The sequence below is a fragment of the Tepidiphilus succinatimandens genome (assembly GCF_006503695.1).
Taxonomy (GTDB): Bacteria; Pseudomonadota; Gammaproteobacteria; order Burkholderiales; family Rhodocyclaceae; genus Tepidiphilus; species Tepidiphilus succinatimandens.
Genome location: NZ_SBIK01000016.1, coordinates 43,471 through 66,795 on the forward strand (window position 1 = coordinate 43,471; position 23,325 = coordinate 66,795).

General features: G+C 66.5%; 23 protein-coding genes. 9 read left to right on the forward strand and 14 right to left on the reverse strand.

Features of this window, described 5'->3' with window-relative positions; all coding sequences use genetic code 11:
* The first annotated feature begins 48 nt into the window (after positions 1–48).
* Positions 49–2,088: a putative bifunctional diguanylate cyclase/phosphodiesterase gene (locus tag EPD82_RS09995; protein WP_141056563.1), complete on the forward strand. Its 2,040-nt coding sequence runs from the start codon at positions 49–51 to the stop codon at positions 2,086–2,088.
* On the opposite strand, the gene radA is transcribed toward EPD82_RS09995, so the two are convergent.
* The 10 genes from radA to EPD82_RS10045 are packed head-to-tail and all read right to left on the reverse strand — an operon-like array spanning position 2,082 to position 10,552.
* Positions 2,082–3,470 carry a DNA repair protein RadA gene (gene radA / locus EPD82_RS10000; RefSeq protein ID WP_141056564.1) on the reverse strand — a complete coding sequence of 463 codons (1,389 nt, stop codon included), beginning with the start codon at positions 3,468–3,470 and terminating at the stop codon, positions 2,082–2,084. The genes EPD82_RS09995 and radA overlap by 7 nt on opposite strands.
* Positions 3,470–4,411, reverse strand: coding sequence for a LysR family transcriptional regulator (locus tag EPD82_RS10005; RefSeq protein WP_141056565.1), 942 nt, complete (start codon positions 4,409–4,411; stop codon positions 3,470–3,472). The genes radA and EPD82_RS10005 overlap by 1 nt, the downstream gene beginning before the upstream one ends.
* A gap of 6 nt (positions 4,412–4,417) precedes the next feature.
* A complete protein-coding gene (rluB, locus tag EPD82_RS10010) occupies positions 4,418–5,335 on the reverse strand; it encodes a 23S rRNA pseudouridine(2605) synthase RluB (RefSeq protein ID WP_206202271.1) in 918 nt (305 codons plus the stop codon).
* Positions 5,310–5,891 carry an SMC-Scp complex subunit ScpB gene (gene scpB / locus EPD82_RS10015; protein WP_055422772.1) on the reverse strand — a complete coding sequence of 194 codons (582 nt, stop codon included), beginning with the start codon at positions 5,889–5,891 and terminating at the stop codon, positions 5,310–5,312. The genes rluB and scpB overlap by 26 nt, the downstream gene beginning before the upstream one ends.
* A complete protein-coding gene (locus tag EPD82_RS10020; RefSeq protein ID WP_141056567.1) occupies positions 5,888–6,715 on the reverse strand; it encodes a segregation and condensation protein A in 828 nt (275 codons plus the stop codon). Before EPD82_RS10020 ends, scpB begins: the two co-directional genes overlap by 4 nt.
* 11 nt (positions 6,716–6,726) lie before the next feature.
* Positions 6,727–7,929: a tryptophan--tRNA ligase gene (locus EPD82_RS10025; protein WP_055422774.1), complete on the reverse strand. Its 1,203-nt coding sequence runs from the start codon at positions 7,927–7,929 to the stop codon at positions 6,727–6,729.
* Between the two features lie 28 nt (positions 7,930–7,957).
* Positions 7,958–8,617, reverse strand: coding sequence for a site-2 protease family protein (locus tag EPD82_RS10030; RefSeq protein ID WP_055422775.1), 660 nt, complete (start codon positions 8,615–8,617; stop codon positions 7,958–7,960).
* On the reverse strand, positions 8,614–9,240 hold the full coding sequence (locus EPD82_RS10035) for an L-threonylcarbamoyladenylate synthase (RefSeq protein WP_055422776.1): 627 nt from the start codon (positions 9,238–9,240) through the stop codon (positions 8,614–8,616). Before EPD82_RS10035 ends, EPD82_RS10030 begins: the two co-directional genes overlap by 4 nt.
* A gap of 9 nt (positions 9,241–9,249) precedes the next feature.
* Positions 9,250–10,089, reverse strand: a complete 840-nt coding sequence (locus tag EPD82_RS10040) for a 3',5'-nucleoside bisphosphate phosphatase (RefSeq protein WP_141056568.1) — start codon at positions 10,087–10,089, stop codon at positions 9,250–9,252.
* Positions 10,090–10,120: 31 nt separating this feature from the next.
* On the reverse strand, positions 10,121–10,552 hold the full coding sequence (locus EPD82_RS10045) for an FKBP-type peptidyl-prolyl cis-trans isomerase (RefSeq protein ID WP_141056569.1): 432 nt from the start codon (positions 10,550–10,552) through the stop codon (positions 10,121–10,123).
* A gap of 166 nt (positions 10,553–10,718) precedes the next feature.
* Here EPD82_RS10045 and EPD82_RS10050 point away from each other — a divergent pair, with 166 nt between their 5' ends.
* Together EPD82_RS10050 and EPD82_RS10055 are read left to right on the forward strand one after the other, a co-directional pair.
* A complete protein-coding gene (locus EPD82_RS10050) occupies positions 10,719–11,102 on the forward strand; it encodes a glycine cleavage system protein H (RefSeq protein ID WP_141056570.1) in 384 nt (127 codons plus the stop codon).
* Between the two features lie 3 nt (positions 11,103–11,105).
* The gene (locus EPD82_RS10055; protein WP_206202272.1) at positions 11,106–12,665 is read left to right on the forward strand and encodes a glycoside hydrolase family 17 protein; all 1,560 of its coding nucleotides are present in this window, start codon (positions 11,106–11,108) and stop codon (positions 12,663–12,665) included.
* On the opposite strand, the gene EPD82_RS10060 is transcribed toward EPD82_RS10055, so the two are convergent.
* Positions 12,586–12,990, reverse strand: a complete 405-nt coding sequence (locus EPD82_RS10060) for a hypothetical protein (protein WP_055422780.1) — start codon at positions 12,988–12,990, stop codon at positions 12,586–12,588. The two genes, EPD82_RS10055 and EPD82_RS10060, sit on opposite strands and share 80 nt — an antisense overlap.
* Positions 12,991–13,166: 176 nt before the next feature.
* Between EPD82_RS10060 and EPD82_RS10065 the strand changes: the two genes are divergently transcribed.
* The 3 genes from EPD82_RS10065 (at position 13,167) to EPD82_RS10075 (ending at position 18,130) form a co-directional block, all read left to right on the forward strand.
* Complete coding sequence (locus EPD82_RS10065; RefSeq protein WP_082438348.1) at positions 13,167–15,815, forward strand: glycosyltransferase; 2,649 nt, start codon at positions 13,167–13,169, stop codon at positions 15,813–15,815.
* 22 nt (positions 15,816–15,837) lie between these two features.
* Positions 15,838–17,502, forward strand: a complete 1,665-nt coding sequence (gene ettA / locus EPD82_RS10070; RefSeq protein ID WP_055422782.1) for an energy-dependent translational throttle protein EttA — start codon at positions 15,838–15,840, stop codon at positions 17,500–17,502.
* Between the two features lie 112 nt (positions 17,503–17,614).
* Positions 17,615–18,130: a hypothetical protein gene (locus EPD82_RS10075; protein ID WP_055422783.1), complete on the forward strand. Its 516-nt coding sequence runs from the start codon at positions 17,615–17,617 to the stop codon at positions 18,128–18,130.
* On the opposite strand, the gene EPD82_RS10080 is transcribed toward EPD82_RS10075, so the two are convergent.
* Together EPD82_RS10080 and EPD82_RS10085 are read right to left on the reverse strand one after the other, a co-directional pair.
* A complete protein-coding gene (locus tag EPD82_RS10080; protein ID WP_055422784.1) occupies positions 18,125–19,381 on the reverse strand; it encodes a sensor histidine kinase in 1,257 nt (418 codons plus the stop codon). The genes EPD82_RS10075 and EPD82_RS10080 overlap by 6 nt on opposite strands.
* Entirely contained in the window at positions 19,359–20,051 is a 693-nt protein-coding gene (locus EPD82_RS10085) for a response regulator transcription factor (RefSeq protein WP_055422785.1), read from the reverse strand. Before EPD82_RS10085 ends, EPD82_RS10080 begins: the two co-directional genes overlap by 23 nt.
* 215 nt (positions 20,052–20,266) lie before the next feature.
* Between EPD82_RS10085 and EPD82_RS10090 the strand changes: the two genes are divergently transcribed.
* From EPD82_RS10090 to EPD82_RS10100, 3 genes are read left to right on the forward strand one after another with little or no spacing between them, the layout of a single operon-like run.
* The gene (locus EPD82_RS10090; RefSeq protein ID WP_055422786.1) at positions 20,267–21,874 is read left to right on the forward strand and encodes an ArnT family glycosyltransferase; all 1,608 of its coding nucleotides are present in this window, start codon (positions 20,267–20,269) and stop codon (positions 21,872–21,874) included.
* 5 nt (positions 21,875–21,879) lie between these two features.
* Positions 21,880–22,608 (forward strand): glycosyltransferase family 2 protein, encoded by a 729-nt coding sequence (locus EPD82_RS10095; RefSeq protein WP_141056572.1) that lies wholly within the window; start codon positions 21,880–21,882, stop codon positions 22,606–22,608.
* Positions 22,605–22,901 carry a lipid-A-disaccharide synthase N-terminal domain-containing protein gene (locus EPD82_RS10100; protein ID WP_141056573.1) on the forward strand — a complete coding sequence of 99 codons (297 nt, stop codon included), beginning with the start codon at positions 22,605–22,607 and terminating at the stop codon, positions 22,899–22,901. The genes EPD82_RS10095 and EPD82_RS10100 overlap by 4 nt, the downstream gene beginning before the upstream one ends.
* Before the next feature lie 60 nt (positions 22,902–22,961).
* Here EPD82_RS10100 and EPD82_RS10105 read toward each other — a convergent pair.
* The coding region (locus EPD82_RS10105; RefSeq protein WP_141056574.1) for an EAL domain-containing protein at positions 22,962–23,325 on the reverse strand (364 nt) is incomplete at its 5' end.

Consider the following 23,325-nt stretch of genomic DNA (forward strand, 5'->3'; position numbering starts at 1 on the left):
AGGCTCGGCGATGAGCCTATAATGCCTCAAACTCCCCCGTGCGCCCCCATGACCGAATCCCTCGCCCTCGTCCTGTGCCCTTCACCGACCGAACGGGCCACGTTGCTCGCCGTGCTCGCATCCTTGGGCTACGAAACGCAGACGGCGGAGACGCCCGAAGGAGCCATCGCCCTCTTCGAACGGCGCCATCCGGACCTCGTGGCGATCGCCGACGGCGAGGAACTGCCCCGTCTCCTGGAGGAACTGCGGCGCCGGCGCCGCCACGAGGTCGAATTCTTCGTGATGACGCATGCGGACGAGGACGCCGTGCGCGCCCTGGAAGCGGGCGCGAGCGAGGTCACGACCGGCCCGCTGCACCCGGCCTTGCTGCGCCACCGGCTGCAGCGTCTGCACGCCGAACGCCTGCTGCAGCGCCATTTCCACGGCCTGCGGCAACTGTGCGCCACCGCTTCGCGCATCGCCGGCATCCTCGGCTGGGGCTGGCGCCCCGACGAGGACCGCTTCCAATGGCCCGACGGCGCCGAGACCTGGTGGCACGGCGAACCGCCGCGGCAGCGCTCGGAGCTGCTCGCGCGTGTGCACGATGAAGACCGATTCCGCGTCGAGACGGCTTTCGAGCATCTTCGGCTGATTCGCCGCCAGACCGAAGTCGAATTCCGCCTCAAGGAAGAGGCGGTGCGTTTCGTGCGGCTGGTGGCCGAGCCCTGCGCCGAAGACGAAGACCTGATCCTGGGCGTACTCGTGGATGTAACCCAGGCAAGGCGTTTCGAGGCCGCTCTGGCGCATCTATCGCATTACGACGAACTCACCGGCATTCCCAACCGCAAGCATTTCCTGCGCGCGGCGCGCGAAATACTGCCCCATGCAACCCTCGATCGGCCCCAGCTCCTCCTCTACCTCGACGTCGCAGAACTGGCGGGCATCAACGACGCCTACGGCGACCGGGCCGGGGACACCGTGCTGCGCACCCTCGCCCAGCGTCTCGCCCACTGGAGCACACGCTACGGCGGCATCGCCTGCCGCGTGGGAGGGGACGAGTTCGCCGCCATCATCATCCCGGGCTCCGAGAGCCATGAGACGGAAGCGCTGGAGGAACTCCTGGAAACGCTCGAGCAGCCATTGCCCCTCCTGGGCCGAGATGATCGAAGCGAGGAACTACGGCCCCGCGTGACGATCGGCGGCGTCTGGATTCCGGCCGCCGGCAACGAGCTTGAAGCGCTCATCCGGCTTGCCCAGCGACAGCAACGCCACGCCCTCGCCTCAGGGCGCCGTTTCTCCCTCACGGCGGAGCCTTCAGCGGACGATGCGCCGACGGTGCAGCTCGAAGCGGCGTTGCATCAAGCGTTGGCGCGGCAGGAATTCTTCCTCCTCTACCAGCCCCAACTCGAGCTCGAGACGCGCCGGATCGTCGGCGCCGAAGCCCTGCTGCGCTGGCGCCATCCCCAGCGCGGCGTGCTGCCCCCCATCCAGTTCATCCCGCTGCTGGAAGAAACAGGGCTGATCCTGGAAGCAGGCCGCTGGATCATCGAGGAAGCGGCAACCCAGCTCGGCGCCTGGAACGACGCGGGGATTCCCCTTCGCCTCGCGGTCAATCTCTCTGCGCGCCAGATTCTGGACGACGGGCTGGTCGATCACATCGCGGAATGCCTGCGCCGCCACCGCTTGCCCCCGCCGCAGCTCGAATTCGAGATCACCGAAACGCTCGCCATCCGCGACCCCGAACGGGCCCGCGCCATGATCGCTGCCATCCGCTCGCTGGGCTGCCCCGTGGCGCTCGACGACTTCGGCGTAGGCTACGCCTCGCTCGAATACCTGCTGCAGTTTCCCTTCGACGCGATCAAGCTCGACATGTCCTTCGTCCATCGCCTGGTAGAGACGCCGGTCGATCGCGCCATCGTGCGCGGCGTCGTCACCATGGCCGACGCCCTGGGAAAGCGCGTCATCGCCGAAGGCGTGGAGACGGCGCGGCAGGCCGATTACCTGCACGCGATGGGCGTCGACGAGATCCAGGGCTGGCACGTGGGCAAGCCAATGCCGGCGGCCGCGCTCGCCGAGCGGCTGCGCGAAGACGGCCACGGCCCTCAGTGACGCAGGCGCTCGAGCGCTGCCTCGACGCGATCGACCCCGATCACCTCCAGCCCCGGAATGGGCTGCCTGGGGACGTTGGCGCGCGGCACGATCGCCTGGGTGAATCCCAGCTTGGCCGCCTCGCGCAAGCGCTCCTGCCCGCGCGGGGCCGGCCGGATCTCGCCGGCAAGCCCCACTTCCCCGAAAACCGCCAGACGCAGCGGCAGCGCCCGGTTCTTGAGCGAAGAGACGATGGCCAGCGCCATCGCCAGATCGGAAGCCGGCTCGGTGATGCGCACCCCGCCCACCGCATTGACGAACACGTCCTGGTCGAAACACGACACCCCGGCGTGGCGGTGCAGCACGGCGAGCAGCATCGCCAGGCGGTTGGGCTCGAGCCCCACCGTCAGGCGCCGCGGCGTGGGGCTTGCCGAACCGTCGACGAGCGCCTGAATCTCCACGAGCAGCGGCCTCGTGCCTTCGAGGGTGACGAGGATGGCGCTGCCGGGCACGTCGGCGCGGTGCTCGGAGAGAAAGATCGCCGACGGGTTGCTCACCGCCTTGAGCCCCCGGTCGGTCATGGCGAACACGCCCAGTTCGTTGGCCGCGCCGAAGCGGTTCTTCACCGCCCGCACCAGACGAAAGCTCGAATGCGCGTCCCCCTCGAAATAGAGCACGGTATCGACGATGTGTTCGAGCACGCGCGGCCCGGCCAGGCTCCCTTCCTTGGTCACGTGCCCCACGAGCAGCACCGCCGTGCCGCTTCCCTTGGCGTAGCGCGTGAGCTGGGCCGCGCATTCGCGCACCTGCGCCACCGACCCCGGCGCGGAGGTGAGCGCCTCGGTGTACATCGTCTGGATGGAGTCGATCACCATCACGCGCGGCGCGAGCCCCTGCGCCGCGGCGAGCACCCGCTCGAGCTGGATCTCGGGCAGCAGCGGCAGGGGCAAGCCCGCCAGTCCCAGGCGCTCGGCGCGCAGCGCCACCTGTTCGGCCGACTCCTCCCCCGTGACGTAGAGCACGGGACCGGCCCCGGCGGATTCCAGCCGAGCGAGCGCCTGCAGCAGCAAGGTGGATTTGCCGATGCCCGGATCCCCGCCCAGCAGCACCACGGCGCCGGGGACGATGCCTCCGCCCAGCACCCGGTCGAACTCCTCGATGCCCGTGGCCTGACGCTGGAGGGGGCGGCGCTCGATGCGATCGAGCGTGACCAAGCCCGAGCCCGCGTCGACCGCGAGCGCCGCAGGACGTTGGATGGCCCGATGCAAGGTTGGCCCCGAGTCATCCGCCTCGCGCGTTTCCTCCAGCGTGTTCCACGCCTGGCACTGGCTGCACCGCCCCTGCCAGCGCGGGAAACGCGCGCCGCACTCGCGGCAGACGAAGACGGTGCGTGCCTTGGCCATCAGCGCCCGAAAAAGAATTCAGCCGAAGGCAGCTGCTGTTCCATGGCCCGGATGCGCTCCTGCAAAAAATCGACGAACGTCATGATCAGCCGTGAACGGAAACGATCCTTGGGCGCGATGAGCTCGAAAGGCGTATATTGCGGCGGATCGAGCGGCGCAGCCGCCAGCTGCCCCGTGCGCAACTCTTCGAGCAGCGCCGCGCGCGACGCGATGGCCACGCCGATGCCGGCCGCGGCGAGGTGTTTCACCCCCTGCAAAGTTCCCATCTCGGCGGCGATGGTCAGCGATTCGGGCTCGATGCCGGCCGCCTCGAAGAAGGCTTCGGCGATCTCGCGGATGCCGTTTCCCGGATCGCGTTGGATGAAAGGATAGGCCGCGAGCTCCTTGGCGCGCACGGGCTTGCCCTTGCGTTGCGCCAAGGGATGGCCGGGCGCAAAGATCGCCCACAGCTCGTCCCGGCCGATCTGCTTCTGGTCGAGTCCCGGCTCGTCGGGCGCGATCTCGATGATGCCCAGGTCGAGCTCGCGCTCGAGCACCCGCTGCTGGGTGAGCTGCGAAGTCCCCACCACCAGCCGCGGGATCACCCGCGGATGGGCCCGCTTGAACTCCTCGATCACGCGCGGCATCCAGTACGTCGCCAGCGTGGTCGAAGCCCCGATGGAGAGCAGCCCCGCGAGCTCGCTGGTGAGCTCGGCCACCCGCGTCTCGAGTTCCTCGTCGAGCGAGAGCATCTTTTCCGCGTAGGCGAAGACGATCTCTCCGGCCGGGGTGAGTTTGAGCTTGCCGTGGCCGCGCTCGAGCAGGCGCGTGTTGAAGTGCTCCTCCAGCTGCTTGATCTGGAAGGTGACGGCGGGCTGGGTCATGAAGAGCCGCTCCGCCGCCTTGGTGAAGGATCCCGCCTTGACGACGGTGTAGAAGACCTGTAGCCGACGATCAGCCATCGAAAATCACCTCTTCGAACGATGAGTGGGGGAAGGGCGCGGCGTGGCGCGCGGACGCGGGGCTTTGCCGTTTGCGGCAGGAACGCTTGCCTTCGCCGGCGGCGTCAGCCCGAAAGTCTGCACCACCGTCTCCGGCGGCAGCTCCATCCACATGCCGCGCCGGAGCCGCGGCGGCAGCGCCACGGGACCGTAACGCACGCGGATGAGCCGGCTCACGGTGAGCCCCAGCGCCTCGAACATGCGCCGCACCTCGCGGTTGCGCCCCTCCTTGATCGTGACGCGATACCAGTGATTCGCCCCTTCGCCTCCCGCATCGACGAGGGACTCGAAACGCGCCGGGCCGTCTTCCAGGGTGATGCCACCGGTGAGTTCCTCGATCTGCTGCGGCGTGAGCTCGCCGATGAGGCGCACGGCGTATTCCCGCTCCAGCTCGTAGCGCGGGTGCATCAAGCGGTTGGCAAGCTCCCCGTCGTCGGTGAAAATCAGCAGCCCAGAGGTGTTGAAGTCGAGCCGTCCCACCGCGATCCAGCGCCCTTTGCGCAGTGCCGGCAAGCGATCGAACACCGAGGGGCGTCCTTGCGGGTCTTCGCGCGAGACGATTTCCCCTTCGGGCTTGTGATAGAGCAGCACGCGCGGCACGCCGTGCCCCGGCCGCCAGGCGAGGAGCTTCCCGTCGACCTTGATCCGGTCCCCCGGCCCTACCCGGTCGCCGAGCTGCGCTGGCCGATCGTTGATCGCCACCCGCCCCTGCACGATCCACTCCTCGATGGTGCGGCGCGAGGCAAGTCCCATGCGCGCGAGTACCTTCTGCACCCGCTCGCGCGGCGCCTCGGTAGAGGCGGCCGGCGCCGGAGCGTCCTTGCGCGCACGGGTGCGCCGCGGCGCAGCGCGGGGCGTTTCAACTTCCTTGGTTTTCATCTTCATCCTTGTCGTGCGCTTCCTGCAGGGGTTCGAGCATCGCTTCGAGCTCGGCGAGCGGAGGCAGTTCCCTGACGTGGCGTAAGCCCAAATCGTCGAGAAAGCGTTGCGTGGTGGCATAGAGCGCGGGGCGTCCGGGGCCGTCGCGATGCCCCACGATTTCGATCCAGCCCCGTCCCTCCAGTGTGCGCAGCACCTGCGTCGAGACCGTCACGCCGCGGATCGCTTCGATGTCGCCGCGCGTGACCGGCTGACGGTAGGCGATGACGGCCAGCGTCTCCCACACCGCCCGGCTGTAGGCGGGCGCGCGTTGGGTCCGCAGCCGGTCGAGCCAGGGCTGGATCTCGGCCCGCGTGCGAAAACGCCAGCCTCCCGCCGTGCACACCAGCTCCACCGCTTTCCCGCTCCACTCCTGCTGCAATTCGGCGAGCACGGAGGCGAGGATGTCCGCCCCCGGATCGGGCTCGAAGAGCCGGCGCAGCGCGTCCAGCGTCAGGGGCTCGTCGCTTGCCAGCAGCGCCGCCTCCACGATGCGCTTGGTCGAAAATTGCCCGCTCGTCATGACCCGGCCGCCAGAGGTTCGGTGTGCGGCTCGGCTTCGACCGGACGCACCCACAGCGTGCCGAACGGCTCGCGCTGCTCCAGGTGCAAGGCGCTTTCCTTGCACAGTTCCAGCACGGCCACGAAGGTGACGGCCACGCCCAATCGCCCCTGCTCCGGTTCGATCAGGGTGGCGAAGGCGAGCGCCCCGGCGGCGTGGCGCAGCCGGCGCAGCACCCGGCTCATGGCTTCGCGCACCGAAACGGCCTCGGCGGCGACTTCATGCCGGCGCTCGAGCCGCAGGCGCTGCAGGATGCCCGTCCACGCCTCGAGGAGCCGATCCAGGCTCGCCTCCGGCTGGGGCCGCTGCGGCGTGTGACCCCACTCGATCGGCCCGGCCCAGAGAAAATCCCGTCCCGCCCGCGGATGCTCGCCCAAGACGCGCGCCGCGCGTTTGATGCGCTCGTATTCCAGCAGGCGGCGCATGAGCTCGGCCCGCGGATCGCTTTCCCCGTCTTCCGGCAGCACCGAAGGGGCGCGCGGCAGCAGCGAGCGCGATTTGATCTCCAGCAGCATGGCCGCCATCAGCAGATAGTCCGCCGCCAGATCGAGGTCGAAGCGGCGCATCGCATCCACGTAGGCGAGATACTGCTCGGTGAGCCGCGCCACCGGGATGTCGCGCACGTCGAGCCGGTTCTTCTGGATGAGATACCACAAGAGGTCGAGCGGCCCCTCGAAGGTTTCGAGGAAGACGCGCAGCGCCTCCGGCGGAATGAAGAGATCCTCCGGCACGGCGGTGAGCGGCTCGCCATAGATGCGCGCGATCGGCGCCTCAGTGGCCAGCATTCCATCTCCGCTCACGTGTACTCCAGGCCCATCGCTTCGCGCACGTCGCGCATGGTCGCCTGGGCGAGCTTGCGCGCCTGCTCGCAACCGTCGGCGACCACGTTGCGCACGAGACTGGGGTTCTCCACGTAGGGCTGCGCCCGCTCGCGCATCGCCTCCTGTTCCTTGAGGATGGCCTCGAGCACGGGCTGCTTGCATTCCAGACAGCCGATCTTGGCGCTGCGGCAGCCCTCCTGCACCCACTGGTGGACCTCGGCATCGGTGTAGATCTTGTGGAACTGCCATACTGGGCAGCGTTCCGGATCGCCGGGGTCGGTGCGGCGTACCCGGGCCGGATCGGTCTGCATGGTGCGCACCTTGCGCGTGATCGATTCGGGGTCTTCGCGCAGGTAGATGGTGTTGCCGTAGCTCTTCGACATCTTCTGACCGTCGAGACCGGGCATGCGGGAGGCCTCGGTGAGCAGCACCTGGGGCTCCACCAGAATGTGCTTGCTATAGCCCTCGAGATAGCCGTAGAGCCGCTCCCGGTCGCCCAGCGACAGGCTCTGGGCTTCGTCGATGAGGGCGCGGGCCTGCGCCAGCGCCTCGTCGTCGCCCTCCTGCTGGAAACGGGTGCGCAATTCGAGGTAGAGCCGGGCGCGCTTGCTGCCGAGCTTCTTCACCGCCTCTTTGGCGTTTTCCTCGAAATTGGGCTCGCGGCCGTAGAAATGGTTGAAGCGGCGCGCCACCTCGCGCGTGAATTCCACGTGCGGGATCTGGTCCTCGCCCACCGGCACGAGGTTGGCGCGGTAGATGAGGATGTCGGCCGCCTGCAGCAGCGGGTAGCCGAGAAAGCCATAGGTGGTGAGGTCCTTGTGCGAAAGTTTTTCGAGCTGGTCCTTGTAGGTCGGCACCCGTTCGAGCCACCCCAGCGGCGTGATCATGGACAGCAGCAGATGCAGCTCGGCGTGCTCGAGCACCCGCGACTGGATGAAGAGCGTGGCCTGGTTCGGGTCGATGCCCGCCGCCAGCCAGTCGATGAGCATCTCCCAGGTGGCCTGCGAGATCACCTCGGGCTTGTCGTAGGTGGTGGTGAGCGCGTGCCAGTCGGCCACGAAGAAGAGGCAGGGATATTCGTATTGCAGACGGGCCCAGTTCTTCAGCACGCCGTGGTAATGCCCCAGATGCAGGCGCCCGGTGGGACGCATTCCCGAAAGTACCCTTTCAGCATACATGGTTCTTCGCCTTTTCCGGTTCGAGGAGCTAAAAGCCGATCGTCGCGAGGATGGTGCTGCGCACCGCGACGAACATCGGCCACAGGATCGAGGAAGCCGCGCCGCTCAGCATGGCCACGAGCAAGATGGCGATGCCGTAGGGTTCCACCTGCGACAGGGCCCAGGCCGGACGCGGCGGCAGCAGGCTCACCAGCATGCGGCCGCCGTCGAGCGGCGGCAGCGGCAGCAGGTTCAGCACCATGAGCGCGACGTTGACCGAAATGCCGGCGTCGGCCATGCGCGCGAGCGGCACCGCCCAGAAAGGCGGCAGAAAAGTGAGCGCGAGCTTGAACAAGAGCGCCCAGCCGAGCGCCATCGCCAGGTTGATGCCTGGCCCGGCGCCTGCCACCCAGAACATGTCGCGCTTGGGATGGCGCAGGCGCGAGGGGTCGATCGGCACCGGCTTCGCCCAGCCGAAGAGCAGCGCCCCGGCGCCGGTGAGTAGCGACAGCAGGAGGATGCCGGCCGGCACGAGGAGGGTACCCACGGGGTCGACATGGCGCAGGGGGTTGAGCGAGATGCGCCCGGCACGCTCGGCGGTGGGATCGCCGAAGGCGCGCGCGACGTAGCCGTGCGCCGCCTCGTGCAAGGTGATGGCCAGCAGTGCCGGCAGGGCCCACACGGCGAGATCGGCAAGGAAGGCGTTCATTCGACGAGAAACGGCGTGGGGTCGCCCGCCCCGACACGCACGATGCGCGGCGTCTCGCCCGTGAGATCGACCACGGTGGTGAGCTCGCGGCAGGTCTCGCCGGTGTCGACGATCACGTCGATGAGCTTGCCGATACGCTCGGACACGGTCTCGGCATCGGGCAGGGGTTCTTCCTCGCCCGGCAGGATGAGGCTCGTGCTCAGCAGCGGTTCGCCCAGCGCTTCCAGAATCGCCTGCACCACGCGGTGCTGCGGCACGCGAAGCCCAATGGTGCGCCGCTTGGGATGCAGGATGCGTCGGGGCAGATCGTGCGTGCCTTCGAGGATGAAGACGTAGGGGCCGGGGGTGTTGGCCTTCAGCAGGCGAAAGACGCGGTTATCCACGCGGGCGTAGTTGCCCAACTCGGAGAGGTCGCGGCACAGCAGCGTGAAAGGCTGTGACTCGTCCATGTCGCGGATGCGGCGGATGCGGCGGATCGCCTCGACGTCACCGAGATGGCAGGTGAGGGCGTAGCTCGAATCGGTGGGCATGGCCACGACCGCGCCTTCCCGCAATTGGCGGGCGACGAGGTCGACGAGACGTTTTTGCGGATCGACCGGATGAATGGAGAGGATTTGCGCCATAATCAAACATTATAGCGCGCATTCGAGCAGCTGCCACACCGGCGTGAGGTCGGGCGGCAAGGGATGCGCTGCCCCCAGGTCGACCGGCGATTCGGCCGGGGCATGGAAGTCGGAGCCTATCGAGGCGGCAAAGCCCCAGTGACGCGCAACGTGCGCCCAGCGGCGCATGTCGTCGGGCCCGTGGGAACCAGAGCTCACTTCGACGGCCGCGCCCCCCGCCTCATCGAAGCGCCGCAGCAGCTCTTCGAACTGCGCCGCCGAGAGACGATAGCGCGCCGGATGCGCCAGCACCGCCACGCCGCCTGCGCCGCGAATCCAGGAAATCGCCTCTTCGAGCACGGCCCACTCGTGCGCGACGTAGCCGGGTTTGCCCTTGGCGAGATAGTATTGGAACACCTCCGAGACCGAGCGCATCAAGCCGAGCGAGACGATATGGCGGGCGAAATGCGCGCGGCTCACCAGGGCTGGATTCTTCGCCAAGCGCATGGCGCCTTCCCAGGCCCCGTGGATGCCGTGGCGCTCGAGCTCCTCGGCGATACGCCGGGCCCGCGCGTCGCGCCCCGAGCGCACCCGCTGCAAGCCTTCGCTCAGGGCGGCATCATCGGGGTCGACGCCCAGGCCGACCACATGGATCGTCTCGTCGGCGAACGACACCGAGATCTCCACCCCCGGCACGAACGAGATCCCCCACGCGCGCGCCTCTGCCTCGGCCGCAGCGCAGCCGGCGGTCTCGTCGTGATCGGTGAGGGAAAGCAGCGCCACGCCGTTCGCGGCAGCGTGACGCACCACCTCGGCCGGGTCGAGCACCCCGTCCGAGACGAGCGAATGGCAATGCAGATCGACTTTCATCACGCCCTGCCCTTCGCCCGGAGCCTTTCGTTCAGTGAACGGAAACGAGCTCGATCTCGAAAGTGAGGTCGCGCCCAGCAAGCGGGTGGTTCGCGTCGATGGTGATCGAATCTTCGGTCACTTCCACGACGACGATGGGGATCTGCCGACCGTCGCGCGACTGCATCACCAGCTGCTGCCCCACTTCCGGTTCGAGATCCGGCGGCAGCTGCTCGCGCGGCACCTGCAGCACCGCCTCGGCCACGCGATCGCCGTAGGCCTCGGCCGCCGGGATGGTGACGGTCTTCGTCTGCCCCACGGCCATGCCTTCCACGGCCTGTTCGAAGCCGGGAATCACCTGTCCGGAGCCGACGGTGAATTCGAGCGGGTCGCGCCCGGCGGAGCTGTCGAACACCGAACCGTCGTCGAGCTTGCCGGTGTAATGGACCTGGACGGTATCGCCCGCTTTTGCTGCCTGATTCATGATCTTTCCTTTCCGCTGTCAAATGGTGCACGTCGGCACAGACCGGCGCGTCCGTCACCTTACCCGGTTTCTCCCGCTTTGGCTAGACGTCCACGGAAAAATTTCCTTGCCCGTTTCGGCGCTTGATGCTAATTTGGCGCCCCTGCCGTCTGCCACGGAGCCTGCGATGAATCCCACGCCCCACGACCGATTCTACCTGCCCTCGCACCAATGGCTGCGCCGCGAAGACGGCGGCGCTTTCACGCTGGGCATCACCGATCACGCCCAGCGCGAGCTCGGCGACATCGTCTATGTACAACTGCCCGAGCCCGGTCAACACCTGGAAGCCGGCGACGTGCTCGCGGTGGTCGAATCGGTCAAGGTCGCCTCCGAGATCCTCTGCCCCTTTCCCGCCACCGTGGTCGCGGTGAACGAAGAAGCCCGCGAGCGGCCCGAGCGGCTCAACGAAGCCCCCTACGAAGTCTGGCTCGTGCAACTGCTGCCCGACGACGGCGCCTCCATGCCGGCGCTGCTGGATGCGCGCTCCTACGACGAACTCCTCTGCGCCTGAAGCATGCCTGCCCCTTCCTCTGCCCCCTCGAGGCTGCTCTTCGTTCTGACGGCGCTCGTGCTCCTGGCGATGCTCGGCTGGTACTGGCGCGAGAGCCGTCCCGTGGAACTTCCCTCCTCGCCGCTCGCCGACCCGCGCATGCAGTGCGTCTCCTACGCCCCTTACTACCGCGACGGCTACACCCCGTTCAAGGAAGACCTGCGTCTCACCCGGGAAGAGATCGCCACCGATCTGCGCGCCCTCGCCGCCGTGACGCGCTGCGTGCGCACCTACTCGGTCGACCAGGGGCTGGATCAGGTTCCCGAAGTGGCGCGCGAACTCGGGCTCACCGTGCTCCTCGGGGCCTGGATCGGGCGCGACGACGAGAAGAACCGCCGCGAGCTCGAGCGCGCACTGGACGTAGCCAACGCCAACACCGACGTCGTCACGATGCTCATCGTCGGCAACGAGGTGCTGCTGCGCCGCGAGCAAAGCCCGGAGGCGATGGGGCGATGGCTGGAAGAAGCCCATGCGCGCAGCCGCGTACCGGTGACCTACGCCGACGTCTGGGAATTCTGGTTGCGTCATCGCGCTGCGCTCGAACCGCACGTCGACCGCGCCACCATCCACATCCTTCCTTACTGGGAAGACCGGCCGCAGCCGATCGAAGCGGCGATCGATCATCTCGTGCGCATCAGGATGCTCGCCCGCACCCTGCTCACCAAGCCGGTGGTGATCGGCGAGACCGGCTGGCCCAGCGCCGGGCGCCAGCGCGAAGGGGCGATTCCTTCGCGCGTCAACCAGGCGCGCTACGTGCGCGAGTTCCTGGCACTGGCGGAGCGCCGCGGCTGGCAGTACAACTTCATCGAAGCGGTCGACCAGCCCTGGAAGCGCTGGCTCGAAGGCACCGTGGGCGGTCACTGGGGCATGCTCGACACGTCGCTCGCGCCCAAATTCCCCCTCACCGGGCCGATCGCCGAGCGTGAATCCTTCTGGCCGGTGCTCGCCTGGGCGGGCATGGGTGCCGCGCTGCTGCTCCTCCTGGCCGCGCCAAGGGCTGTGAGCGGACGCGAGCACGCATGGCATGCGCTCGCGGGCGCCGTGCTGGGGCTCATCGCGATGTGGCAGTGGGAACACGCCTTGCTCGCCTACCGCGACGCCGTGGAATGGGCGGTACTGGGGGTGATCGGGATCGCCTCGATCCTCGTCGCCGCGCGGCTTGCCGTGGCGCCGAGCTTGCCGACCCGGCCCGAGGCGGCCAAGTCCGTCGCGCTCGCGCTGCGGCTCGTGCTTTTTGGCGCCGCCGTGGCCTCGGTCTGGCTCGTGGTCGACGGCCGCTACCGCGACTTCCCCACCGCGCTCTACCTGCCGCTCGCGCTCTTTGCCTGGCGCCGCGCCTGGCCCGTCTCCGCCGAAGAGCGCCTCTGGGCCTGGATCCTCTTCGCCTTCGGCCTCTACCGCTGGCTGGAAGAACCGGGCAACGGCCAGGCGCTGCTGTGGGGCCTCACAGCGATGACGTTTGCGCGCGCCATCCACGCGGCGCATCGAACCACAGCCGCGGCAAGACCCATAGCGCCGCGATGACCCCCGGCGTGGCGGCATAGAAGACCGTGGCCGCCACGCCGAGCCACAGCGCCGCCACCGCCCAGCGCCGCGACCCATAGACCTGGGCGAGCGCCGCGCACAGCACCGCCACCCAGCCGATGCGCTCCTCGAGAAAAGCCTGAACCAGCAGGAACTTGGCCGCGCAGGCAAAGCCCCCGCCGGGCACCCACGTCCCGCCGCAGGCCGCCGGTGCGAGCTGCGCCTCGAGCCAGCCGAAGCGCACCCACAGGCAGGCGAGTCCCAGCAGGATCGCCCCCACGAACCAGCCGCGCGCCAGCGCACGCCATCTGCTCTTCTTCGTCATCCCGTTCGTCTTTCGCATTCGCCAGGAAACAAACATTTTCTCATCGTCTCGGCCAATTCCGCACGGGAAGCCGTAAAATTCGCCGTTATCCTCCCGTACGACGGATCGGTGCAGTGAGCGCAAAACTCCATCTCTTCTGGCGGGGGCTCGTCGCCCTCTTCCTCACCCTGCTCGTGATGTTCGGCACCTTCAAGCTGTGGCAATGGCAGGTGCGCGTCGACACCATGCCCGGCGTCTCGGGCGAGATCGGCGGCTTTGCCTACACCCCCTTCCGTCGCGACCAGTCACCCCTGGAGAAGAAATACCCCACGCCCGAGCAGGTGGCCGAAGACCTCGACATCCTGAGCAACTACACCCACCGCATCCGTACCTACGGCGTCACCGACGTCCCCGCCATCTATCCTCTGGCCGAAGAGAAAGGCTTCAAGGTGGCCATGGGCCTGTGGGTGTCGGCCGACAAGGAACTCTCCGAGCGCGAGATCGCCACTGGGCTCGCTCTCCTCAAGAAACACAAGAACATCGAACGCATCGTGGTGGGCAACGAAGCCCTGCTGCGCAAGGAAATGACGGTCCAGGAAATGGCCGCCCATCTCGACCGCGTGCGCGCCGACATCCGCCGCCAGTTCCGCAAGGGGCAACGTCCGCCGGTCTCCACCGCCGAGCCCTGGCACGTCTGGCTCGCCAACCCCGAGCTGGTCGACCACGTCGACTACCTCATGGTGCACCTGCTGCCCTACCACGAAGGCATCTCCTCGGCCCGCGCGCTCGAATACGCCTTCAGCCGCTACGAAGAGCTGCGGCAGAAGTTCCCCAAAAAACCCATCGTGATTGGCGAGATCGGCTGGCCCACCAGGGGTGAGGTGATGCCCAACCTCATGGGCGGCGACGAATACGCGCGTGCCGCCTCAGAAGACGCCGCCCGCTTCGTGCGCGGCTTCCTTGCCGACCCGCGCTCCGCCTTCCTCGACTACTACATCATGGAAGCGTTCGACCAGCCGTGGAAAGTGGCCGTCGAAGGCTGGGCCGGCGCCTACTGGGGCGTGTTCGACGCCGACCGCCATCTCAAGTACCCCCTCGACGGCCTCATCGTGCGCGACGTGCGCTGGAAAGAAAAGGCGCGCCTGGCGGTGGCGATCGCGGCCGTTCCCATGTTCCTCATCGCCTTTGCCCTCGGCAGCTGGAACGTGCTCGGGCGCCTGTGGCTCATGGGGCTGGTGCAGCTCTCCGCGGCCGTGCTCGTAGTCGGCGTCTATCTGCCCAAGGATTATTACCTCTCGCGCGGCGACCTCGTCGGCCTCGTCTTTCTCATCGTCGCCACCCTCATGACCATCGCCGTGCTGCTGTCACACGGGTTCGAGTTCGGCGAGGTGCTCTTCAAGCGGCAATGGCGCCGGCGCTTCACCCCCCGTGAGCCGCTGCCGCCCGAGCAGCAGCCTTTCGTCTCCATTCACCTCGCCTGCTACAACGAACCGCCCGAGATGGTGATCGCCACCATCGACTCGCTCGCCCGGCTCGATTACGCCAACTACGAGGTGATCGTCGTCGACAACAACACCACTGACGAAGCCCTATGGAAGCCGGTGGAAGCGCACTGCGCCACGCTCGGGCCGCGGTTTCGCTTCTTCCACCTGCCGAAGTGGCCCGGGTTCAAGGCCGGGGCGCTCAATTTCGCCCTCAAGCAGACGGATCCGCGTGCCGAGATCGTCGGCGTGGTCGATGCCGACTACGTCGTCGAACCCGACTGGCTCGCCCGCCTCGTGCCGCACTTCCTCGACAGCCCCCAGGTGGCCGTGGTGCAAGCCCCGCAGGCGCACCGCGACTTCGAGCACAGCTTCTTCCAGCGCATGTGCAACTGGGAGTTCGAAGGGTTCTTCCGCATCGGCATGCACCACCGCAACGAGCGCAACGCCTTGATCCAGCACGGCACGATGACGCTCATCCGCCGCCGGGCACTGGAGGAAGTCGGCGGCTGGTCGGAATGGTGCATCTGCGAGGATACCGAACTCGGCCTGCGCCTGATCGAGCTCGGCTACGAAACCCGCTATGTCGATCACATCTTCGGTCGCGGGCTCACGCCGTCGGACTTCGCCGCCATCAAGTCGCAGCGCTTCCGCTGGGCGTTCGGTGCGATGCAGATCCTCAAGGCCCACCTGCCCAAGCTCCTGGGGCTACAGCCCTCGAAGCTGAACTTCGCCCAGCGCTACCACTTCCTCACCGGCTGGTTCGCCTGGTTTGGCGACGCGCTGCACCTCGTCTTCGCGCTCGCCTCCATCTACTGGACGCTGGGCATGATCCACTTTCCCAAGACCTTTGCCCTGCCGGTGGCCTCGCTCGCCATGCCCGTACTCGGATTCATGGCCTTCAAGACCGCCCTCGGGCCCGTCCTCTATCGCCGCACCATGCACACGCGCTGGATCGACATCCTAGGCGCTTCCATCCTCTCCGTGGGACTCGCGCACACCATCGCGCGCGGCGTCTTCGCCGGGCTCTTCCAGAAGAAAGGCACCTTCGTGCGCACTCCCAAAGGCTGGCGCGCCAAGGGAACCTTCGCCTTCTTCGGTCCCATCCGCGAGGAACTCGGCCTGCTCGCGGCGATCCTAATCGGCGCGGCCGTACTCGTGGCCAAGCGGGGACTGCTCGACCTGGAAGTCAAGCTCTGGCTCTCCATCCTCATGCTGCAAGCGATTCCCTACCTGGCCGCAGTCCTGTGCCAGATCATCGCCTATCTGCCCGACAACGCCCCGCCCGAGGAACAGGCCGCCAAGCCGGCTGTACCGAGTGTTGCGGAAACCCCCGCCGGCGTTTCGGGTACAATGGCCCATTGAACCGTAATTTCGTAGGAGTGTCATGGCTCAGTATGTCATGTCCATGCTTCGGGTGAACAAGGTCGTCCCCCCGAAGCGCCACATCATCAAGGACATCTCCCTTTCCTTCTTCCCCGGGGCCAAGATCGGCCTGCTGGGCCTCAACGGCGCGGGCAAATCCACCGTGCTGCGCATCATGGCCGGCGTCGACAAGGAATACGACGGCGAAGTGCAATGGCAGCCCGGCATCCGCATCGGCTACCTGCCGCAGGAACCCCAGCTCGACCCGGAAAAGACCGTGCGCGAGGAAGTCGAAGAAGGGCTGGGTGAGCTCGTCGAGGCGCGGCGAAAGCTCGAGGAAATCTACGCCGCCTATGCCGAGCCCGACGCCGACTTCGAGAAACTCGCCGAAGAGCAGGCCAAATACGAGGCCATCCTCGCCAGCGCCGGCACCGACCTCGAAAACCAGATGGAGATCGCCGCCGACGCGCTGCGCCTGCCGCCGTGGGACGCCAAGATCGCGAACCTCTCCGGCGGCGAAAAACGGCGCGTGGCGCTGTGCAAGCTCCTGCTCTCCAAGCCCGACATGCTGCTGCTCGACGAACCCACCAACCACCTCGACGCAGAATCGGTCGAGTGGCTCGAGCAGTACCTCGTGCGCTTCCCCGGCACGGTGGTGGCCGTCACGCACGATCGCTACTTCCTCGACAACGCCGCCGAATGGATCCTCGAACTCGACCGCGGCGAGGGCATCCCCTGGAAAGGCAACTACAGTTCGTGGCTGGAACAGAAAGAAAAGCGCCTCGAGCAGGAAGCCAAGGCGGAAGCCGCCCGCCTCAAGGCGATGAAGCAAGAACTCGAATGGGTGCGCCAGAACCCCAAAGGGCGGCAGGCGAAATCCAAGGCGCGTCTGGCGCGCTACGAGGAACTCTCCTCCATCGAATACCAGCGCCGCAACGAGACGCAGGAGATCTTCATCCCACCCGGCGAGCGGCTCGGCGACAAGGTGATCGAATTCCACCACGTGAGCAAAGGCTTCGGGGATCGGCTCCTCATCGACGATCTCTCCTTCTCTGTGCCCAAGGGAGCGATCGTGGGCATCATCGGCCCCAACGGCGCGGGCAAATCCACCCTCTTTCGCATGATCCTTGGCAAGGAACAGCCCGATTCCGGCACCATCGAGATCGGTCCGACGGTGAAGATCGCCGCCGTGGATCAGTCCCGCGAAGGGCTAGACCCCAACAAGACGGTATGGGAGGAAGTCTCCGGGGGGCTCGACATCCTCAAGGTCGGCGCCTTCGAGATGCCCAGCCGCGCCTACCTCGGCCGCTTCAACTTCAAGGGAGCGGACCAGCAAAAGCCCGTAGGCAAGCTCTCGGGCGGCGAGCGCGGGCGGCTGCATCTGGCCAAGACGCTCATCCAGGGCGGCAACGTGCTGCTGCTCGACGAACCCTCCAACGACCTCGACGTGGAAACGCTGCGTGCCCTGGAAGAAGCGCTGCTCGAATTCCCCGGCTGCGCGCTCGTCATCAGCCACGACCGCTGGTTCCTCGACCGCATCTGCACCCACATCCTCGCGGCCGAGGGCGACTCGCAGTGGACCTTCTTCGAAGGCAACTTCCACGAGTACGAAGAGGACAAGAAAAAGCGTCTCGGCGAAGACGCCGCCCGTCCGCGGCGCGTGCGCTACAAACCGATTTCGCGCTGAGTCTTCGTTTTTTACGATCGAAGCCCCTGCCCTGACAGGGGCTTTTTCTTGCCTATGTTTTTGGTTTTGGTTAAGATGAATCATGATGATTCAACCATAAGAGAATTTCCCTATGCCCAGCAGAGCCGTTTTCCGCAAGACGCCCAAAGGGGTAGATGAAGTTCAGCACCGTTCGGGAAAATTGACGCCGCGCCAGCGTCGTATTCTCATCATGGTCGACGGCAAGCGGACCGTGGAAGAGCTGCGCGAACTCGCGTCGACCGACGATCTCTCCAACGTCCTCGGTCACCTCGAAGAAGAAGGCTACATCGAGCTCGTCGGCCTCAAAGGCGAAAACGAGGCAATCACCCGCCAAGACAGACTCCCCTCCCTCACCGATTTCCGTCCGCTTCCAGAACCGCGTAACCCCGAAGAACTGGACATGGCGCGTCATTTCATGATCAACACCATCAAGGCCTTTTGCCGCGGCCCAATCATCCATCTCTCGCTCATCGACGAGATTGCCGCAGCCCAATCGCACGAAGAGCTGCGCGCGCTCTATGGACAATGGTTTCGGCTGATCCAGGAAAGCGCGGAAGGAAGAAGAAGGGCGGAACAGCTGCGCGCCGATCTGCTCAAGGTTCTATGATGAACGAGGTTCATCGGCAAAGGGCCTGAAAAAGACCACCTCGATTTTCGTTCCCCGACCGTCGGCCTCGCGAGCGCTCGAGCGCAGCTCCCACCCTTCCCGTTCGCACAGCCGGCGCACCATCACCAGGCCGCGACCACCGCTCGCCCCATCCGCGGTTTGCGGCATGCCGATCCCGTCATCCTCGACGCACAGCCGGTCCGGTTCGATGCGCACCGTGATGCGGTGGCACTGTGCATGCTGGATCGCGTTGCGCACGAGATTGGCGACGATGACGGAGAGCGCCGCCGGGGATCCATGGACGAGAGGATGGGCCAAGACGAGCAGCTCCAAGGTGATCTCCGATCCTTCGGCGAAGAATTCGATGTGCGCCAGCGCCTCACGGGCCACGTCGACGACGTCGAACTCCTCTTTGGTCGCTTCCGGTTCGCGCGCGAGCATCAGCAGCGTCTCGATCGTCTCGGCCATCCGTGCACTCGCATGTTCGATGCGCACCAAGGCACGGCGCGAACGCTCGGACAGCGCCGCATCCTCGGCGAGAAGCTCCGCCGCCAGACGGATCACGGTAAGCGGCGTGCGCAGCTCGTGGCTTGCGTCGGCGGAAAATTCCCGCTCTCGGGCCAGCAGCTCGGACATGCGCCAGCGATACTCGTCGAGCGCTCGCGCCAGCACCAGCACCTCTTCGTCCAGCCCTTCTTCGGCGAGCCGCACCTCGGCGGCGAGATCGTTCGCCTCGCCCAGGCGCCCGGCGAGCCGGGTGAGCGGCGCGAGCAGCCGGCGTGAAAAGTAGAAACCGAACCACAGCGCGACATAGCCGGAAAAAGCCGCGCCGCCGAGCACGATGAACACGCTCACCCATTCGCGCCGTTCGATGCTGGAGATGTCCTCGAGCACGGCGTAACGCCGCCCGTCGCCGAGGCTCGCCAGCCCGACGATCCAGGCCCGGTGCCCCAGTTCGAATTCATGGATTCCGTCGGCGCGGGAAAAAATGCGATCCGGCACGCCCTCGAGTTCGAACGAGGACAAAACATAGACCTTGGGATGGCGGGGATGCTCGCGCAGGACGTAATGCTCCGGGGTGCTCAAGAGGTGCTGCAACCGCTCCTGCACCGTCGCCTTTACCGCTTCCTCTTCCAGGGTATAGCTCACCCAGAGCATGGCGCCCGACACCAGGGGCCCCAAGGCTACGCCAAGAAAGACGAAGGCGGCGATGAGCCGCAGGCGCAGGCTAGGAGGACGTTTCTGCTTCATCGGGCACGGCCAGCCGGTAGCCCACGTGCGGCACCGTGTGCAGCAAGGGGACGTCGAAGGGACGGTCGATCGCCAGCCGTAGGCGGTGGATGTGGGCGCGCAAGGCGTCACTGTCGGGCGGATCATCCCCCCACAGCAGGGATTCCAGGCGCTCGCGCGGCAGCACGGCGGGTGAGGCACGCATCAGCAGGCGCAGCAATTGATAATCCAAAGGTGCCAGCGCGATCCGGCGCCCCTGTCGCGATACCTGCCGGGTGCGCTCGTCGAGCAGCAGATCTCCCACTTGCAAGCGTTGCTGCTCCAACCCTCCGGCGGCGCGGCGCACTTGCGCACGCAAGCGCGCTTCGAGCTCGCGCAGCGACAGCGGCTTGACGAGGTAATCGTCGGCCCCGGCTTCGAGGCCGAGCACCTTGTCATCGAGCTCACCACGGGCGGTGAGCATGAGGATGGGGGTGGCAAGGCCTTCCTCTCGCAGGCGCCGGCACAGCTCGACGCCGTCGATGCCGGGCAAGCCCAGATCGAGCACGATGGCGTCGAACGCCTTGCTGGCGGCAAAATGCAGGCCGCTGAGGCCATCGCGCGCCAGATCGACGCGGTGTCCTCGCGATTCGAGATAATCTACGATATTACCCGCCAGATCGGGATTGTCTTCGATGAGCAAAACGTCCATGGCGACTCATTATAGGAGAGTTGTCGATCGAGGGCACAGGAGGGCTCCGTTCCCTCGACACCTTCACACCGCGTTGACGTGGCTGCGCCTATCATGGCGCCTCCACGAACGCCTCCCTACGCAGCATGCCCGCTTCCCCGACGATCTTTCCCTGCGGTCCTCTCGAAAAACCATCGCCAGCGGCTGCAGCAGGCCATTCGATCCCTTTTTATGTTTTGACCTGGCTCGCCGGCATCGGTTTGCTCACCTTCGCCTTTCTCTACGCCTTGCCATTCATTCCCATCGACGAGACGCGCTACCTCGGCGTGGCCTGGGAGATGTTCGCCCGCGGCGACTTCCTCGTACCCTATTTGAACGGACACCCCTATCACCACAAGCCGCCGCTGCTCTTCTGGATACTCCACGCAGGCTGGGCCATTTTCGGGGTGAACGACTGGTGGCCGCGGGTGGCGAGCGCCAGCCTCTCCTTTGCCGGAGTGCTCCTCACCGCCCGTCTCGCCCGCCGCCTGTGGCCGGAGACGCCGGCGCTCGGTGGATGGGCCGGTACGATCCTGCTCGGAACGGGACTGTGGGCTGTGTTCACGGCGGCCGTGATGTTCGACACCTTGCTCGCCGCCTGCGTGCTGCTGGCGATGAACGGCCTATGGGATGCCGCTCGAGGCCAGAGACGTGCTTGGCTATGGGTGGGCGCCGGCATCGGTCTGGGCGTACTCGCCAAAGGGCCGGTGGTGCTGCTGCACGTGCTGCCGGCGGCACTGCTGTGGCCCTGGTGGCGGCCGGAAGCGGGGCTGCCCGGTCGCTGGTACCGACGTTTGGCGCTCGCCGCCCTGGGTGGCGCGGCCATCGCCCTCACCTGGGCGGTGCCGGCGGCGATCCGCGGCGGCCCGGAGTATGCCCACATGATCTTCTGGGGGCAAAGCGCCGGGCGCATCGTCGAATCCTTCGCCCACCGCCGCTCTTGGTGGTGGTACCTGCCGCTCTTGCCGCTCCTGCTCGCACCTTGGACGCTGTGGCCGAGCGCCTGGCGTGCGCTCGCGCGTCTGCGCCCCCTGCGCGAGCCGGCGCTGCGTTTTCTCCTGGCGTGGGCAGGAATTTCTTTCCTCGCCTTCTGCGCCATCAGCGGCAAGCAGGCACATTATCTCCTGCCGCTCTTCCCCGCCGTGTCCCTGCTGCTTGCGCGGGCACTCGCCGTGCACGGCGAGCACCCCAGCCGCCTCGATCGCCTGCCTGTTCTGCTGCCGCTCGCGGCGGCCGCCGCCCTCGTCTTCTTGCGCCTGCACCCGCCAGCGCATCTGCCGCCTTTCCTGGCCAACCTTCCTTCCTGGCCAGCGGCGGCGCTTGCCACCCTGGCGATCACCGGTTGGCTCCTGCCTTGGCGCACGCGTTCGGCCTGGCTGCCAACCTTTGCTCTCGGCACGGGGCTCTTCCTCACGATCCTCGCCCTGGGATTGGGCCGGGCCGCCGCCCCCTATTACGACGTACGCCCGGCGAGCCGCTTCATCGCCCAAGCCCAGGCCGAAGGGCGTCCGGTGGCGTTCGTGGGTCAATATCACGATCAATTCCACTTCTACGGCCGTTTGAATCAACCGATCGAGGAAATCTCCTGGTCGGAGCTGCATGTTTGGGCCAAGGAACATCCCGAAGGGATCCTCATCGATACGTTCAAGGGCATGCCGCCCCCCGAGTTCGCGGCGCCCCTCTTGCAGCAACCCTATCGCGGACAAATCCTCTTCATCGCCTCCGCCCGCGAAATCGCGGCGCTTTCCCATCCTTCATCCCCCACCCTTCAACCCAACGACGACGTCGACGACGCGTCGGAGTGAACTTCATGGACCTCTCCATCGTCATTCCTGTACATAATGAACGCGACAACGTCGCCACCCTCGCCGACGAAATCCAAGCCGCGCTCGGCGGCAAGCTCGACTTCGAGGTGATCTTCGTCGACGACGCGAGCACCGATGACACGTTTGCCGTGCTGCAAGACCTCTGCGCCCAGAAGGGGCCGAACTGGCACGTGGTGCGCCATGAGCGCAATGCCGGTCAAAGCGCGGCGCTGCTCACCGGGGCGCTCGCTGCACAAGGAGCATGGATCGGCACGCTCGACGGCGACGGTCAGAACGATCCGGCCGACCTGTGGCGTTTCTGGACCCTGGTGCAGCAGGAGTCAGACCCACCGGACATGGTCATCGGCCACCGCGTCGATCGCCACGACACGTGGATTCGACGGCTATCCTCGCGCATCGCCAATGCGGTCCGTTCGGCGCTATTGCACGACGGCGTGCCGGACAGCGGCTGCGGCGTAAAGCTCATCCGGCGCGAGCTCTTCCTGCGCCTGCCTTACTTCGACCACTTCCACCGCTTCCTGCCGGCGCTGGTGCGACGCGAAGGAGGACGCGTCGTCTCGATGCCGGTGCATCACCGCCCCAGGCGGCACGGCACGTCGAAATACGGCATCGGCAACCGCCTCTGGGTCGGTCTGGTCGATCTCTTCGGTGTGTGGTGGCTGCTGCACCGTCGCCGCTTGCCCTACCCTTCACGGCACGGAGAACAAAGATGAACCCCGACCTCATCTGGCTCGGCATCGGCCTGACCGGTCAGGCGCTTTTCTCGATGCGTTTTCTCGTCCAGTGGCTCGCGAGCGAACGCCAGCGGCGAAGCGTTATGCCAATAGCATTTTGGTACTTCAGCCTCGCTGGCGGGGCGACGCTGCTTGCCTACGCCATCTACCGCGCCGATCCTGTCTTCATCATCGGCCAGCTCACGGGCCTTTTCATCTACGCCCGCAACCTGCATCTCATCTGGCGCGAGCGCAAGGCCCGCACCGAAGAGACGATGCATGCCTCGACCTGAGCGCCGGCGCAGAAACCGCCGCGCAGCGGCTCCATCCACTGGCGCCTGGCCGGGGCACATTCATCCCTCGGCATTCGCCCCTGCAGGCAGAAAGAGATCCGGCCGAGGAAGACCAATGTAATACCCTTGCGCATGGGTCACTCCCAGTTCGCGCACCCGCTCCAGAAGTTCCTGGCTCTCGACGAATTCGGCCACCGTCTGGATGCCGAGATCGTGGCACAGGCGGGCGAGGTTGCGCACCAGCGCTTCGTCGGTCTTCGAGTGCTCGATGCCGCGGATGAAGGCGCCATCGATCTTGACGAAGTTGTCAGGTCCCGGACGATTGCGTGGCACTTTTATGAAAAGTTCCGGTTTTTCTTTGTACCATCTTTTCATGGCCTCGATGGGCGGGACATGTCCCAGGGCTTTCTGGGGGATGTGGTGA